11 protein-coding genes are annotated in these 15339 nt (G+C 73.9%); 2 read left to right on the top strand and 9 right to left on the bottom strand.

Annotation, left to right across the window (positions count from 1 at the left end; all coding sequences use genetic code 11):
• Positions 1–310 precede the first annotated feature (310 nt).
• The 9 genes from RMN57_RS06890 to RMN57_RS06930 form a co-directional block, all read right to left on the bottom strand.
• Positions 311–1129: a hypothetical protein gene (locus tag RMN57_RS06890; protein ID WP_313762483.1), complete on the bottom strand. Its 819-nt coding sequence runs from the start codon at positions 1127–1129 to the stop codon at positions 311–313.
• Positions 1130–1133: 4 nt separating this feature from the next.
• The gene (locus RMN57_RS06895; protein ID WP_313762484.1) at positions 1134–1640 is read right to left on the bottom strand and encodes a phage tail protein; all 507 of its coding nucleotides are present in this window, start codon (positions 1638–1640) and stop codon (positions 1134–1136) included.
• Between the two features lie 59 nt (positions 1641–1699).
• Positions 1700–3781, bottom strand: coding sequence for a phage tail sheath C-terminal domain-containing protein (locus RMN57_RS06900; RefSeq protein WP_313762485.1), 2082 nt, complete (start codon positions 3779–3781; stop codon positions 1700–1702).
• A 34-nt stretch (positions 3782–3815) separates the two neighbouring features.
• Complete coding sequence (locus tag RMN57_RS06905) at positions 3816–5453, bottom strand: phage tail sheath C-terminal domain-containing protein (protein ID WP_313762486.1); 1638 nt, start codon at positions 5451–5453, stop codon at positions 3816–3818.
• A gap of 144 nt (positions 5454–5597) precedes the next feature.
• Positions 5598–7208 carry a DUF4157 domain-containing protein gene (locus RMN57_RS06910; protein WP_313762487.1) on the bottom strand — a complete coding sequence of 537 codons (1611 nt, stop codon included), beginning with the start codon at positions 7206–7208 and terminating at the stop codon, positions 5598–5600.
• A 73-nt stretch (positions 7209–7281) separates the two neighbouring features.
• Positions 7282–8172, bottom strand: a complete 891-nt coding sequence (locus tag RMN57_RS06915) for a BTAD domain-containing putative transcriptional regulator (protein WP_313762488.1) — start codon at positions 8170–8172, stop codon at positions 7282–7284.
• Positions 8173–8432: 260 nt separating this feature from the next.
• The gene (locus RMN57_RS06920) at positions 8433–9953 is read right to left on the bottom strand and encodes an MFS transporter (RefSeq protein WP_313767734.1); all 1521 of its coding nucleotides are present in this window, start codon (positions 9951–9953) and stop codon (positions 8433–8435) included.
• Between the two features lie 365 nt (positions 9954–10318).
• On the bottom strand, positions 10319–11188 hold the full coding sequence (locus tag RMN57_RS06925) for a helix-turn-helix domain-containing protein (protein WP_313762489.1): 870 nt from the start codon (positions 11186–11188) through the stop codon (positions 10319–10321).
• 416 nt (positions 11189–11604) lie between these two features.
• Complete coding sequence (locus RMN57_RS06930) at positions 11605–12261, bottom strand: GyrI-like domain-containing protein (protein WP_313762490.1); 657 nt, start codon at positions 12259–12261, stop codon at positions 11605–11607.
• A gap of 319 nt (positions 12262–12580) precedes the next feature.
• Here RMN57_RS06930 and RMN57_RS06935 point away from each other — a divergent pair, with 319 nt between their 5' ends.
• Positions 12581–13903, top strand: a complete 1323-nt coding sequence (locus RMN57_RS06935) for a TrpB-like pyridoxal phosphate-dependent enzyme (protein WP_313762491.1) — start codon at positions 12581–12583, stop codon at positions 13901–13903.
• A gap of 237 nt (positions 13904–14140) precedes the next feature.
• Entirely contained in the window at positions 14141–15250 is a 1110-nt protein-coding gene (locus RMN57_RS06940) for a 2-deoxy-scyllo-inosose synthase (protein WP_313762492.1), read from the top strand.
• The last annotated feature ends 89 nt before the right edge of the window (positions 15251–15339 follow it).

Consider the following 15339-nt stretch of genomic DNA (forward strand, 5'->3'; position numbering starts at 1 on the left):
GGCGACGGGCCCCGGCCCGGCCGCGCGACCGACGGGACGCCCTCCGCCGCCGCCCCGCCGAACCCGGACGAGCGGCCCGCAGGATCGGCCACCCGGCCCGTCGCCAGGTCGAAGGCCGCTCCGGCCGGGAAGCCGTCGAGCTCCGCTCCCGCACCGTGCGGGACGGGCTCGAACCGCGAGAGGGGACGCGGGCGCAGCCGGCCCGCCCCGCTCGCCCCTGCGGCGCGCGCGGCGATCCGCGTCAGGAAGCCGCCGGTGCCGGCCCCTCGGGCGGCCGTGGTCGGGGGCCCGGCCCGCCCCGGCTGTTCCGTCATGTCGTCACCAGGTCCAGGTAGCGGTGGCGCCGGCGCCGGCCCAGCGCCAGGATGTCCGCCTCCCGCCAGCCGTACGCCCGGGCGAGGGTGTCCACCTCGGCCAGCGTGTGCAGGGCGATCCGTTCGACGTCGGCCCAGAGGAAGGCGCCCAGGTCGAACGGCTCCCACCACGGGGTGCCGCAGCCGGGGCAGTCGAGGCCGAGCAGCGCCTCGGCCTGGGGGTCGGCCGCCGCCAGGGCCGCCTCGACCGCGGCCCGCACGCTCACGGGCAGCTCACCGGCGGCCACCGGACCACCGCCGCCCGCGCCCTCGCTCCCACCCGCGCCGTCGTCCTCCGGCACGGCCACCCGGGCGGCCGCCGTGACGCAGCGGGCGAGCAGGGCGGCGGCCGGGTCGGCCGCGCCGCGGACGGCGAGGACGTCCGCGGTGGTGACGGGCCGGCAGCGGACCTCGTGACCGTCCGCGCTGACCAGGAGCTCCGCGGCGGCGACCGGAACCGGCCCACCCTGCGGATACACCCCGCTCAGCGCGAAGCCGACCTCGACCAGGCCGTTGCAGGCCGGGCAGCAGGCCACCGCCTCCACCGCGTCGCCGACCAGGGCGCGGCGCAGCGCCGCGAGCAGACCGGCCAGTCGGCCGAGCGGCGCGCCGGCCAGCTGCTCCCAGCTGTACTGCGGGCAGGCCGCGGCCAGCAGCGCGAGCGGACGGGCGGCAGGGGTGAGCTCGCCGGCCCGCTCCCAGGTGTCGAGCAGCAGCCGGTCCGCGGGCGGACGCAGCGCCGCGTCGTCCGCCCACGCCGTACCGGGGTCGGTCATGCCCTCACCCCTGCTCCTGCGGCTCGGGGACCTCGGCGTCCCGCTCCCAGCCCTCGTTCTCCAGCTTGATGTGCTGGATGGCCACCGCGTTGGCGTTGGCGTCGAGGTCCGGCAGGGCCTGGTACTCGGAGACCCAGCAGCGGTAGACCTTGTAGGCGATGACGAGTTGTCCGGCCTCGTTGTACAGCTCGATCGTGACGTCCTTGCGGAAGCTCTTGAGGGCGGACTCGGCGCCGACGGAGCCGTAGTTCCACACCTTGTCGGCCCACTGCTCGAACTCGGGGTCGTGGGTGACGCCCCGCTCCAGGGTGATGGCCTCGTACTCGGTGCGGCCGGGCGACTTGCGGCTGCTCGACGGATCGCCGCCCTCGCGGTGCCGGACCACCTCGGTGGTCCGCTTCAGGCCGCCGACCTTGCTGACGCCGAGGACGTACCGACCGTCCCAGCGCACGCGGAACTTGAAGTTCTTGTAGGGGTCGAACCGCTGGGTGTTGACGGTGAACTGGGCCATTTCTTCTGCGCTTCCTGGTCTCGTCCCGGCCGTGCCGCCCGGGTTGCCCGTCCGGCCGGTCAGGCCGGGAGCTGCTCCGACAGCTGCTGCACCTGCACCACCACGAACTCCGCCGGCTTCAACGGCGCGAACCCCACCCGAATGTTCACCACCCCCCGATCCCGATCCGCCTGCGTCGTCGTCTCCCCGTCACACTTCACGAAATACGCCTCACGCGGCGAACGCCCCTGCAAAGCCCCCTGCCGGAACAACTGCTGCATGAACGCCCCCACGTTCAACCGAACCTCCGCCCACAACGCCTCACCGTTCGGCTCGAAAACCACCCACTGCGTCCCCCGGAACAACGACTCCTCCACGAACAACGCCAACCGCCGAACCGGCAGATACTTCCACTCCGACGCCAACACATCCGCCCCCGCCAACGTCCGCGCCCCCCACACCACCCGCCCCACCACCGGAAACGACCGCAGACAATTCACCCCCAACGGATTCAACAACCCGTTCCCACCATCCGAAACCCGCACCGACAACTCCGGCACCCCCACCAGACCCGCCTCCAAACCCGCCCCCGCCTTCCACACCCCCCGCGCACCGTCCACCCGCGCCAACACCCCCGCCACCGCCCCACACGGCACGAAGTCCTCCGGGGCGTCGCTCTTGAACGGGTTGGGCCGGCGCAGCCTCGGGAAGTAGACCGCCGCGTTGGGGCCCCGCCCGCCGAGCTCGTCCGCCTCGGCGCGGAAGCCCGTGACGGCCCGGTCGACCGTGCTCCAGCCGGACGGCGGGTCGACCAGCAGGATCGCGCGGCGGCGCTTGCAGTAGGCGGCGGCCTGGTCGTAGAGGACGGGCTCGACGTCGGCGCCGTTCTGCCGGTACGGGGGGATGCAGAGCAGGTTGAAGAGGTCGACCTGGTCGAGCAGCCGCTCGCACTGCCGGCGGACCTCCTCGGTGTCGGTCAGGTCCGCGCCGTCCGCGCCGCCCAGCTGGTCGGCGGCATCGGCGGCGGCGGCCTTGGCGGTGGCGAAGTCGGTCCGCGCCCCCTGCTCAGCGGTCGCGGCGTTCGCTGCGGCCGCCCGCGCGTCGTCCGCGGCCTTGGCGGTGGCGGTCTCCCGGTCCGCAGCGGCGGCGGCCTCGGTGGTCCGCTGCGCCAGTGCGGCCGCGGCCCGGTCGGCGGCCTGCCCGGCCCCGGCGGCCGCGGTCTGCGCCTGGGCGAGCTTCGCCTGGGCGTCGGCGAGCTTCTGCCGATTGGCCGGGACGTTCTGGTCCAGCTTCTTGGCGTCGTCCACCTCCTTGCCGGCGCTCTTGACGCCGTCCTCGGCCCTGGCCCGCTCCGCCTCGGCCGCGGTGCCCGCGTCGGTGGCGGACCGCTTCGCGGACTCGGCGACGGTGTGCTCGGCCTTGGCACGGGCGGCCTCGGCCTCGGCGGCGCTCCTGGCAGCGGAGGCCTTGGCGAGGTCGGCGACGGCGGCCTTCAACGGGCCCTCCGCCTCTGCGGCCCCGGCCTCCGCCCGGCCGGCCGCGTCCTGCCAAGCCGTCGGGTCCGGCCCGGGCAGCGGGCGGACGCGCGCCCCTCCCGGGGCCGGCGGCGTGAGCGGGGGGACCGCCCAGCGCACCAGGGCGGACTCGCGTTCGAGCACGGTGCGGACGCAGCGGGGGTGGTCGGCGTAGAGGGAGACCCCGGCGTGCCGCTCGGACCGGTTGGTGCCCCGGTCCAGGACCACGAGGGTGAAGAGCTCACCGGCGGGCGCCCCGGTGACCTCCACCCGGGCGCGCAGGGCGTTGCCCCAGGCCCCGGGGGAGGCCGCCCTCAGCGAGACCTGCTGGTCGCCGGTGCCGAACGCCAGCGCGGCGTACCCCTTCGAGGGCGTCGCGGGCTCGCGGTAGAGCCGGCCGATCACGGCCTGGCCGCCGCCGTTGAGGAAGAAGTCGCGCACGGCGAAGCCCAGCAGACTGCCGGACCAGAGCCCGCCGAACTCGCGGACGAAGCCGTCGAATCCGGTGATGGTGACGGGACGATCGACGCTGCCCCGGGCGGTCCGGCCGACGAAGGCGGTGACGGACGTGGCCACGCCGGTGATGGTGTGGACGCCGCTCGGGATCTCCTCGATGTACACGCCCGGCTGGGCGAGCTGCTCAGGCACGGCCCTCTCCTGTTCCGCTGTTCCGCCCGGCCGGTCAGGCCGGGAGCTGCTCCGACAGCTGCTGCACCTGCACCACCACGAACTCCGCCGGCTTCAACGGCGCGAACCCCACCCGAATGTTCACCACCCCCCGATCCCGATCCGCCTGCGTCGTCGTCTCCCCGTCACACTTCACGAAATACGCCTCACGCGGCGAACGCCCCTGCAAAGCCCCCTGCCGGAACAACTGCTGCATGAACGCCCCCACGTTCAACCGAACCTCCGCCCACAACGCCTCACCGTTCGGCTCGAAAACCACCCACTGCGTCCCCCGGAACAACGACTCCTCCACGAACAACGCCAACCGCCGAACCGGCAGATACTTCCACTCCGACGCCAACACATCCGCCCCCGCCAACGTCCGCGCCCCCCACACCACCCGCCCCACCACCGGAAACGACCGCAGACAATTCACCCCCAACGGATTCAACAACCCGTTCCCACCATCCGAAACCCGCACCGACAACTCCGGCACCCCCACCAGACCCGCCTCCAAACCCGCCCCCGCCTTCCACACCCCCCGCGCACCGTCCACCCGCGCCAACACCCCCGCCACCGCCCCACACGGCACGAAATCGGCGATCCGGCCGCCCTGTTCCGGGTCCGGCCGGCGCAGCCGGGGGAAGTAGGCGGCGGCGTTCTCGCGCGGCCCGTCGATCGGCTCCAGCCACCTGTCGGGCGCGGTGGCGAACGTCCAGTCCTCGCGGGGATCGACGAGCAGGACGGCGCGGCGGGTCTTGCAGTAGGCCAGGGCGGCGGACAGCAGACCCGGCTCCAGGTCGTGGCCCTCGCGCCGGTGCGGGGGGATGCAGAGCAGGTTGAACAGGTCGAGGCGGTCGAGCGCGTGGAGGCCCGTGTGGGCGGTCTCGCCGTCGGCGGGCAGGTAGTCGGCCGCGGTGAGCGGGTCGCCGTCGCTGATCGCGGCGAGGGCCTTGTCGACGGCCTGGCGCAGGGCGAGTTCGGCGGCGTCGAGCGGCGCCCGGTTGCCGTCCTTCTGGTACTGGGTGCGGGCCGTCCGGACGGTCTCCTCGGCCGCGCCCAGCGCGTCGCGGTCGCCGTCCCCGGGGTGGGCGGTGGATGGGTCCCCGACCACCCGCACCAGGGCCGAGCCGGCCTCCAGCACCGACGTCACGTTCCGCGCGTTCGCCGCGGTGGAGAGGTTGTGGAAGGTCTCCGTCCGTCCGGAGGGCGCGGCCTCCCGGATCGTCAGGTGGAACAACGTGGCCCTGTCGACGCCGAGTTCGTCGGCGACCTGCTGGTCGGTGTCCTGCGTGGAGGTCTCCGCCCGCAGCACGATCCCCCACCGGCCGGGTTCGACGGCCGCCAGCGTGAGGCCGCCGACCTCCAACCGGGCCGGGGTCGTCCCCTCCGAGACCAGCCGGACGATCTCCGCCCGGCCGCCGCCGTTGGTGAAGAAGTCCTGGACGGCGTAGCCGAGCGGGCTCTCGCTCCAGAGCCCGCCGAAGAGGCGGGTGAACTCCTCGAAGCCGAAGACGGTGGTGGGGGTGTTCGGCACGCCGCGCCGCGTCCGGCCGAGGAAGGCGGTGACGGACGTCGGGACGCCGGAGATCGTCCGTACGCCGCTCGGGATCTCCTCGACGTAGACGCCCGGATAGCTGAGCTGCGCGCCCATCGCCCCTCCTCTGTGCCGCCCTGACAGCGAGTCGGGCACAGCGTGGCAGGAGGGTCGTCACGGTCGCGTCACCGCTGCGTCACGCAGGGCCGGATCGGTGTCGCCCGTCAGGGTGGTTTGAGCACACCCGGGCCCCGGCACCGGTCAGAAGACGCCGGCGGCCTTCACATCCCGGTAGGCCTCCAGCACGAACTGGCCCCAGGGGTTGAGCGTGTCGTCCCAGGGCGAGGAGGTGTACTCGGAGCCGATCAGCCAGACGTGGTCCTCGGTCCAGGTCGAGGCGTCGGCGGCGAAGCGGGCGAAGTCGAGGCCGGGGAACTCGGCAGCCGTCCTGGGCAGGGAGGCCGCGGACTGCCGGGCGCCGGCGTCGGCGACCAGCCGGAGGTAGCGGGCGACGGCGAAGACGTTGAACTCGTCGGAGGCCAGCAGCCCGGCGATCGCCTGGTTGGACGTCTCGGTGTTGCCGGCCAGCCAGGTCTGCATCGAGCGCGAGACCTGGTCGGCGAAGAGGTTCTTCTCCCGGGCGGTCTTCACCTCCACCTGCCCGAGGCCGATCGAGGACGTCCGGCCGGTCCACATCGTGCTCTGGTAGTCGACCGCGTCCTCCCGCTTGGACTGGTCGCGCTGCTCGGCCAGGATGATGCCGGCCACCAGCTCGGGGCTGAGCCGGTGGGCGCGGGCGGCCGACCTGATCACCTCCGCCCGGGTGGGCAGGGCGCCGGCGTAGGCGCCCCGGTACCGGGTGGCGATCGGCTGCCGCAGGAGCAGCTCCGCCTGGCCCTTCCGGTCGGCGGCGCCGAGGCCTTCGAGCCAGCTCCCCGGGCCGGTCAGGTCGCCCTTGACGGGGTTGGACCAGTCGTGGAGCATCTCCAGGCCGGGGATCCTCTTGTACTTGGCCCGTTCGACGGAGATGCCGAGCTCCTTGGCCTTCTTGACCTGGCCGCGCATGGACCACATCTCCCCGAGCGACATCGGCGCGTCGGCGGAGACCGTCCCGGTGGCGCCGCTGCCGGTGAACGGGGCGCTCGGGTCCGCGGAGACCAGGCGGCGCAGCGCGGGATCCGGCGCGGCTGGGCGGGCGCCGCGGCCAGCCTCGAACTTCTTCCCGAAGACGATGAGTTGGCTCTCCGGGGTCAGGTTGGCGAAGGGGTAGCCGGCCATCACGGCCTCCTGGTGGGCGGCGCTCGCGCGCTCCCCGACCAGTCGGAGGAACCGCACCACCTCGGCCCGGCCGGGCAGCCGGCCGAGCAGCCTGGCGACCTGGCCCCCGGCGAGCATGTCACCGAGCGTGTCGTCGAAGTCGGCGGGCGTCATCGCCTCCAGCAGGCCGAGCGCCTGCACGGCGTCGGCGGCGGAGTCCCACCACTCCAGCAGGTCGCCGGTCTCGGTGGCGCGCGAGCGGCGTTGCACCACGGCCCGCCCGCTGCGGCGCTGCTCGGCGACGTGGGCGAGCTCGTGCGCGAGCAGGGCGCGTCCGACTGGGGTGGGGTCGAGCAGCAGGGGCTCGCCGACGATGTCGTTGCCGTGGGCGTAGGCGAGCGCACCGACGGACCGGGCGGAGCGGACGGCGGCCCGGTCGGTGTGCACCCGGACGCCGGCGAAGTCTCCGCCGAGCAGGCCCGGCGGCAGCGCGACCGGTGCGCCGTGCGGCGACGGAGCGGGCCGGACGGAGGCGGGGCGCGGCAGCGGCGGCGCCGCCTCGGCGCGCCGGGCCGGGCCGGCCCCGTGGGTCACCCGGTGAGTCGCCCGGCCCATGTGATCGCCGCCTCTCGGTGGTGCGGGCGCGCGGTGGCGCCGTCCTGCTACCCATACCGTCGCAGATCGGGGCCTAATCGTCGCGCTCCGGTCCGGGGGCTCCCGTGCCCAGCAGGGCCAGGAGCTGCGGTGACGGGCCGACGCCGAGCTCGCGCCGGAGGAGCGTCCGGCAGGCGTCGAACTGGCGGACCACCTCACCGAGGTTCCCCTCGGCGAGGTGGACCCGGATCGCGGCCCGGTGGGCGCTCTCCCGGGTCGGATCCAGCTGGACGACCCGCAACGCGGTGTCCAGCGCGTCGGCGTGGCGCCCCTGGTCGAGCAGCCGGCCGGAGAGCGTCTCCAGGGTGTGCAGTTGGAGCTGCCGGAGGCGCTCGCGCTCGGCGAGCACCCAGTCCTCGTACCAGCCGGGGAGCAGGTCGCCCACCGGCCGGAGGGCGGGGAGGGCGGGGCCGGCGGCGTCCGGGTCGTCGAGCAGCCGGCGGGCGCCGCGGGCCCAGGTGGTGACGTCCACCTCGACTCCGGCGGCGAGGGCGAAGCGGCCCCGGCAGTCCAGGATCGTCCGGTCGGTGCGCTGGAGCCGCCACAGGGTGGTGCGGAGCCGACCGCTCGCCTGGCGCTCGGACACCTCGGGCCAGAGGATGCCGGCGGCCTGGCTCCTGCTGGCCGTCACCCGGAGCGCGAGCAGGGCGACCAGGCGCTGGCTGTTCAGCGGGAGCGCCCGCCGCTCGGACCCGCAGCAGAGGTCGAAGCCGCCGAAGAGCCGGAGGCGGGGGCGCTCCGGTCGTCCCGCCTCCGGGCCGCCGTCCACCGCCGCACCAGCCACCGCCGCACCGGCCGCTGCCGCACCGCCCGCTGCCGCACCGCCCGCCGTCACACCGGCCGATTCCGCACCGGCCGCCGCCCGACCGGCCGTCGCCGTACCCGCCGCTGCCACACACGCCGCCGTGGTGGTGGGGTTCACCATGCGCAACTCCGTTCGTCCCGGATCCGTCCGACCGGACGGCTGATGCACGCATCCCGGCCCGGGCAACCGCGCCGCCCCGCAGATCAATCCGTACGAGTGACCGGGAAGTTCCGGGTTGCCGTCGGAGGGGCGCGAGTCGGAGCGACGGAGCAGAAGAACGAAGCGGAGCAACGGAGCAGAGCAACGAAGCGGAGGGACGACGGCACACGGAGGGGCCGCCGGGTCCCGCGACCCGACGGCCCCGCGCTTTTGACCGGCCGTCAGGCGACCGTCTCGGCGGTCGCCTTCTCGGTCTGCTCCGCCTCGGCGGTCACCCGGGTGCCGGGGTGGAGCAGCGCGCAGAGGAACGCGACCGCGAGCGCCACCGCCATCCCGTACAGGACCGGCCCGTTGGCCGCGGCGAAGTCGTGGCGGATGGCGTCCATGAGCGCCGCCGGGGCGTCGGACGGGGCGCTGCCCGCCTCCCCGTGACCGGTGATGCTCTTGGTGATCATCTCGGCGGTGCTGTGCGCGGCGTCCACCGGCAGGCCCTGGCCCTGCAGGGTCTTCTCGATGTTGGCGGTGGTGCTGTTCAGCAGGACCGTGCCGAGGACGGCGAGACCCAGGCTGGCCGAGTAGTTGCGCACGGTCTGGGTGATGCCGGTGACCTCACCGTAGGAGGCACCGATGGCGCGGTTGACGGCGTCGGTCGAGGCGGCCGTGAGCAGCAGGCCGATACCGGCGCCGGCCATCACGATGTACGGCCACTGCGCGCCGAGCGAGAGGTCGGTGATCTTCCCGGCCCAGAGCGCGAAGCCGGCGGCGGAGAGCGCGGTGCCCAGCATCATCGGCAGCTTGGCGCCGCGGCGGTCCAGCAGCCTGCCGCCGATCTGCGAGGCGGGGCCGAAGCCCGCGAAGAAGATCAGCAGGTACAGGCCGGCGTCGTTGGCCGACTGGTCGAGGGCCACCTGGGCGTAGACCGAGGCGAAGAAGAACACCGGGACGAAGGCGATCATCGCGAAGAAGAGCACCGCGTTGTCGGCCGCGAAGGCGCGGTCGGCGAAGACCCGCAGCTTGATCAGCGGGTCCGCGCTGCGCAGTTCGACCAGGACGAAGACGACCAGCACGGCGAGGCCGCCGCCGATGCAGAGCCACGTCGCCGGGCTGTCCCAGCCCCAGGTCGCGGCCTGCTGGAGGCCGCACACGCTGAGGCCCATGCCGAGCGCCGCCAGGGCCGCGCCGACCCAGTCGATGGGCTCGCTGCGCGGGGTGTTGCGGATCTTCGCCAGCGCGGTCAGGACCAGCGCGACCACGGCGACCGGCACGTTGACCCAGAAGATCGCCCGCCAGGTCCAGCTGGTCAGCCAGCCGCCGAGGATCGGGCCGATCGCGGTCAGGCCGCCGGCCACGCCGAAGAAGAGCGCCAGCGCGCGGCCGCGCCGCGCCACCGGGAAGACCTCGACCACGACCGCGAGCGCGGCCGGGAACATGAACGCGGCGCCGACGCCCTGGAGCGCCCGGAAGGCGATCAGCCAGGTCTGCGCCGCACCGCCCGAGGGCACCGCGCCGCAGAGGGCCGAGGCGATGACGAAGGTCAGCGTGCCGACGACCATCATCCGCTTGTGGCCGAGGACGTCCGCGAGCCGTCCGCCCAGGGCGAAGAAGGCCGCCAGCGCGAGCAGGTAGGCGTTGACCACCCACTGCATGCCCATGGAGGAGAGGTGCAGCTCGCGGATGATGTCCGGGGCGGCGATGGAGATGATCGTCTGGTCGATGAAGGTCATCGAGACGGCGAAGAGCATGCCCGCCAGCGTCAGCGACTGACTGGCGGCCACGGGTGCGGAGGTGGCCGAAGCCTTCTCGGACCGCACGGGTAACCATCCTTTGCTTGGTTTCCGAGCGACCGGGCGACGACCTGCGGGAATCCCCCCGTACGACCTTGCCCGTGCCGCGATCTGACGCGGCACCGTGCCGCGTTCGCGGGCCACTATGTCACCCGGACGGCCCAGGGCGCCTCCTCCGGATCGCATCGGCTGCGAACCGTCGGAGGCGCCCTGGGGGTGGGGAAGCGCGCGGTGCTCCCGCCTGCCCGGCCCGCTCGGCGGTCGACGATCGGCCGACCGCCGGCGGCCCGGTGCCCACTGCCCGGGCACCGGACCGTCGCGGATCAGGCCCGGCGGGCGTGCGGCATCAGGTAGACGTCCACCGCGACCTGGCGCTCCGGGTGGGCGGACGGGAACGAGGAGAACTCCAAGTAATAAGGAAGGGGCGGGCGTTCGGTGCGCTGCATGCCCTTGGTGGCGGCGCTCACCGCCAGGTGCATATAGGTGAACGGAATCAGTTCGGGCGGCCCGACGTGACGCATCGCCAGCCCGGTCGAGGCGGGCACCACCTGGACCCCCATGCCGTCGCGGGCCTGCGGGTCGAAGCGGTCGGAGACCGGGACGCAGATGTCGTGCCTGGTCCGGGCGCCGATGAAGAAGTCCGGGTCGTCGTAGGAGACGCCCAGCGCCTTGGAGCGGGCGGGGCAGTGCCCCTGGGTGGTGAGCCAGCCGCGCAGCCGTTCCCACGCGGTGTTGGCGCTGTCGATCGGGCCGAGGTGGGAGTAGAAGGCGACCCGGCGCTGCGGGATGGCCGCCGGGCGGATGTCCGTGCCCGCCGCGCCGGCGGTGTTCCAGGTGGTGTTCTGCGGGTTGGTCCGCAGGTCGGTGGGACAGATCCCGTACGCGGACCGGAACGCGCGGGTGAAGGCCGCGTGCGAGTTGTACCCGGCGCTCACCGCGATGTCGATGATCGTGCGGTCTCCGTACACCAGCCGGTAGGCCGCCAGGGACAGTCTGAGTCTGCGCACGTACCGGTGGATGGGTTCGCCGACCTGGTGCCGGAACACCCGGCGCAGGTAGTCGGGCGAGGTGTTGGTGGCCATCGCGAGCTCCTCCAGGGAGACGGCCGCCTCACCGTCCCTGACCTGGGCCACGATGTGCGGAATGGCCCGGCGCAGTCGCTCGTCGTGGCTGCTGAGCGTGTCGATCTTCATAGCGGACTGATGCCCTCCGGTTCTCGGGTCCGTCGCGCGGGCCTGCCACCGGAGCCGAGTCCGGGCCTGCGGGGCCGACACCTGGCGACGGACGGGTCGCTGACACGCACGCCGATCGATCGCACATCACTGCAAACCTGCGCGATCACCCCCCGTGCGCGCCAGGGTCGGACGTCCCTAGTCGTCGTCGTCCCGGGGCGGGTCCGTGCGGACACCGCCCCGGGGGCAGGCCCGAAAACCGGGCGAAGACGGACCCCGGCGGGTACCGAACCCGGTCGGGGATTCTCCCGATGCTAGGGGGGCCCTCCGGGGCTGTCCAGCGGGCCCACCGGTGCAACCGGCGGCACTCGGACGGTGCACGGGTGCGCGCCACGGCGGCCACGGGGGCACCGTCCGGGTCCGGACGTACCAGGGCGTCAGGACACCGGCTGCCGGAGGATGGTGCGGCGCCGCTCGGGCGCGGTCCGGGTGGGGTCGGAGAGGTAGATCTCGTGGTGCCGGCCGGCCTCCGCGAGCCGCTCGGTGTGCAGGTAGTCGTGCAGCAGCTTCACGGTGCGCGGCTCGGTCTCGTACGGCCCCTTGTGCAGCACCTGGATGCAGCGGCCCTCGGCGAAGGACTCCCGGCGGACCCGGCCGACCGCGTCGGCGCCGGCCCCGCCCTCGGCCTTGGCCTCCGCCTTGGCGAGCGCGGCGGCGAGTTGCGCGTCGGTGTACGGCACGGGCTGGCGGATCAGCAGCGTCCACTCCCACCCGGACCGGGCGCCGGGGCCGTAGGAGTCGGCGGAGACCGCGTCGAAGTGCGGGTCGTTGCTGTGCCAGAGCCCTTCGAGCGGCATCACCGCGTAGTCCAGGCCGGTCTCGGCCCGGACGGCGAACTTGAGGGCGTAGGAGGTGGCGTACAGGGCCGCGATGGCGGGCCCGAAGTCGGGGCTCTGCTGGGGGTCGCCGACGCCGTCGACGGCGAGGAAGGCGAACTCGGGGACGTCGACGACCTGGGGGACCGACTTCGCGCTGTACAGCGCGCCGCCGAGCTTGCGGTGGTCGGTCTTCTCTGCCCTGCCGGTGGTACTCATGGTTCCGAACTCCCGTACGGCTGCTGGTTCGAGGCGCGTGGGGCGCCCGCGGGTCAGTGCGGCCGCAGGCCCCCGGAGGGGCGAACGAGGCGGCGCGGAATCGGTCACCGCGCGCCCGGCCGCGCGGTCCGGGCCGCGAAACCGGTGGATCCGGGGCCGGGGACCGCTTTCCCACCGTTCCGGTCAAGTCCGACCCGGGCAACCGATCCGAAGCTTGACTGAGCCGGTCAACAACGCTCGATCCGCTTCTCACCCGGTCCTCCGGCTGCGGAGACTGACGTGCACGGTTCCCCCATCCGGATGACGAGAGGGATGCATCGTGACTCCAGCCGCCCCGTGGACCCCCGTACCGGTACCGGCCGCGGCGGACCCCCGTTCGGTCCCGTCGCACTGGTTCAACCTCGTCCCCAGCCTGCCGGGCGCCGTGCCGCCGCCGCGCGAGCCCGAAGGCGCCGAGCAGGACGACTGGGGCTCGCGGATCGCCCTGCAGCAGCGGATCCGGCTCGACGCCGTCCGCGCCCAGGACGCCGCCACCGAGCCCTTCCTGGAGATCCCGAAGCGGGTGCGCGAGGAGCTCGCCTCGATCGGGCGGCCGACCCCGCTGCTGCGCGCCCGCGCCCTGGAGCGCTACCTGGACACCCCGGCCCGGATCTACCTCAAGCGCGAGGACGTCCTGCCGACCGGCAGCTTCAAGCTCAACTCGGCGATCGCCCAGGCCCACTACGCGGCCGAGCAGGGCGTCGGGACGCTGGTCACCGAGACCGGCGCCGGCCAGTGGGGCCACGCGGTGGCCTGGGCCGCCCGCCGCTTCGGCCTCAAGGCCGTCATCTACTGGGCCGGCGTCTCGGCCCGGCAGAAGCCCGGCCGGAACGCGCTGATCGAGATGCTCGGCGCCGAGGTCTACCCCTCCCCGAGCGAGCAGACCCCGGTCGGCAAGGCGCTGCTGCGCGACGGCCGGCACCTGCTCGGCTCGCTCGGCACCGCCATCGGCGAGGCGATCAGCCACGCCGCGCTGCACCCGGAGACCCGCTACATCTCCGGCAGCAACCTGGCGCACGTGCTGATCCACCAGACCGTCATCGGCCAGGAGACCAAGGCGCAGCTGGCCGCCCTCGGCGAGCAGCCGGACGCGCTGATCGCCTGCGTCGGCGGCGGCAGCAACCTCGGCGGCTTCATGGGCCCGTTCCTGGCCGAGAAGGCGGAGCGCGGGGACGGGCTGCTGCTGCTCGGCGCGGAGTCGGCGAGCGCCCCGCGGCTCACCCGGGGCACGCTGCGCTACGACCACGCCGACCCCGAGGGCGTCACCCCGCTCAGCAAGTCGTACACCCTGGGCCGGGACTACGAGCTCCCGGAGACGCACGTCGGCGGTCTGCGCCAGCACAGCGGCTCGCCGCTGATCGGCGTGCTGCGCGGCGAGGGGCTGCTCGACGCGACCGCGTACGAGGAGGCGGACGCCTTCGAGACCGGGCGGCTGGTGCTCTCCACCGAGGGGATGCTGATCGCCCCGGAGTCCTGCCACGCCCTGCGCGCCGCGGTGGATCGGGCCGTGCTGGCCCGCGAGACCGGGCGGTCCGAGGTGATCGTGGCCTGCGTCAGCGGCAACGGGCTGCTCGACCTCGACGGCTACCTCGCCCACCGCTGAGCGCCCGCGCCCGGCACCGCACCACCGGCACCGCACCACCGGCACCGCACCGTCGGCCGCGCGGCACCGGCCGCGCAGCACCGACCACCGCACACTCACCGACCACACGCTCCGCGGCCCGCGCGCCGGTCGTGCGCGGGCGCGCGCGGGCGCACCCGGAACCACCGGGAACCACCCGCGTTCCCGCACCACCCGTTCCGACACCCCCGTTCCGACACCCTGCACGAAAGGACCGACGTGTCCGACGGAACCATCATCGAGCTGTCCAGCGGGACCAGGCCGAGCTGCCCCTTCTATCTCGGCGACGCGATCGGCGACCGCCTGCCCGAGTACCTGGGACGCTACGACTTCGACGAGTTCTACCTGGTCACCAGCGAGCCGCTGTACGAGCGCTTCGGCCGGGACCTGGCCAACAAGCTCGGCCGGGCCGGCGTCGCGGTCAACCTGATCACCGTGGCCGAGGGCGAGCAGGTCAAGGGCTGGCCGCAGCTGACCGCCCTGTGCGAGCGGCTGGTCGCCGCCGGCGCCACCAAGGACTCGATCGTCGGCGCCCTCGGCGGCGGCATGATCAGCAACCTCGCCGGGCTGGCGGCCGCCATGGTCTACCGGGGCCTGCGCTTCGTCGAGATCCCGACCACCATGCTCAACCTCACCGACGGCACCCTCAGCAACAAGCAGGCCATCAACGGCGCGCTCGGCAAGAACCAGTTCGGCGTCTACCACGCGCCGATCTTCATCTGGGCCGACGTGGCGATGCTGCGCACCGAGCCGGAGCGCCAGCACCGCAGCGCGCTGGTCGAGGCGCTGAAGAACGGCCTGGTCAACGACGCCGCCTGGTTCGACCGGCTGGAGGGCCTGCTGGCCGACGGGGTCGGCGGCATCCGGGACGACCTGCTCGGGGTCTGCCACGAGGTGGTCCGCAGCAAGCTGGGGATCCTGGAGCTGGACCCGGGCGAGCGCGGCACCGGCATCATCCTGGAGTACGGCCACACGGTCGGCCACGCCGTGGAGTTCCTCTCCGGCGGCCGGCTGCTGCACGGCGAGGCGGTCGGCATCGGGATGTGCGCCGCGGCCCGGCTGGGCATCCGGCTCGGGGTCACCGACCCGGAGGTGCTGGAGCGCCAGGAGCACGTGCTCGGGACCCTGATGGGCAGCCCGACGTCGGTGCCGGAGGAGTTCACGCCGGAGCGGATCGTCGAGGTCATCCTCAGCGACAACAAGCGCCGGGCCGGCAGCGCGGTGCGGTTCGTGCTGGTGCCCGAGATCGGCCGGGTGCACACCGTGGACGGCGACCACGAGACGCCGGTGCCCGAGCCCCTGCTGAAGAGCGTCCTCGCCGACGCCTGAGCCCGGCGCCCGAGCCCGGCGGGCGCCCCCGCGGGCGCCCCCGTGCGCCCGACCGCCCCGCGCGTGCAACGCGCACGCCCGTGCCCGCC

This window comes from Kitasatospora sp. CM 4170 (assembly GCF_032110285.1).
In the GTDB taxonomy this organism is placed as follows: Bacteria; Actinomycetota; Actinomycetes; order Streptomycetales; family Streptomycetaceae; genus Kitasatospora; species Kitasatospora aburaviensis.

Excerpts from the sequence above, each read along its gene's own strand:
- RMN57_RS06930 (WP_313762490.1), bottom strand. The coding sequence starts at position 12,261 with ATGAGTACCACCGGCAGGGCAGAGAAGACCGACCACCGCAAGCTCGGC.
- RMN57_RS06895 (WP_313762484.1), bottom strand. The coding sequence starts at position 1,640 with ATGGCCCAGTTCACCGTCAACACCCAGCGGTTCGACCCCTACAAGAAC.
- RMN57_RS06905 (WP_313762486.1), bottom strand. The coding sequence starts at position 5,453 with ATGGGCGCGCAGCTCAGCTATCCGGGCGTCTACGTCGAGGAGATCCCG.
- RMN57_RS06925 (WP_313762489.1), bottom strand. The coding sequence starts at position 11,188 with ATGAAGATCGACACGCTCAGCAGCCACGACGAGCGACTGCGCCGGGCC.
- RMN57_RS06915 (WP_313762488.1), bottom strand. The coding sequence starts at position 8,172 with ATGGTGAACCCCACCACCACGGCGGCGTGTGTGGCAGCGGCGGGTACG.
- RMN57_RS06910 (WP_313762487.1), bottom strand. The coding sequence starts at position 7,208 with ATGGGCCGGGCGACTCACCGGGTGACCCACGGGGCCGGCCCGGCCCGG.
- RMN57_RS06890 (WP_313762483.1), bottom strand. The coding sequence starts at position 1,129 with ATGACCGACCCCGGTACGGCGTGGGCGGACGACGCGGCGCTGCGTCCG.
- RMN57_RS06920 (WP_313767734.1), bottom strand. The coding sequence starts at position 9,953 with ATGCTCTTCGCCGTCTCGATGACCTTCATCGACCAGACGATCATCTCC.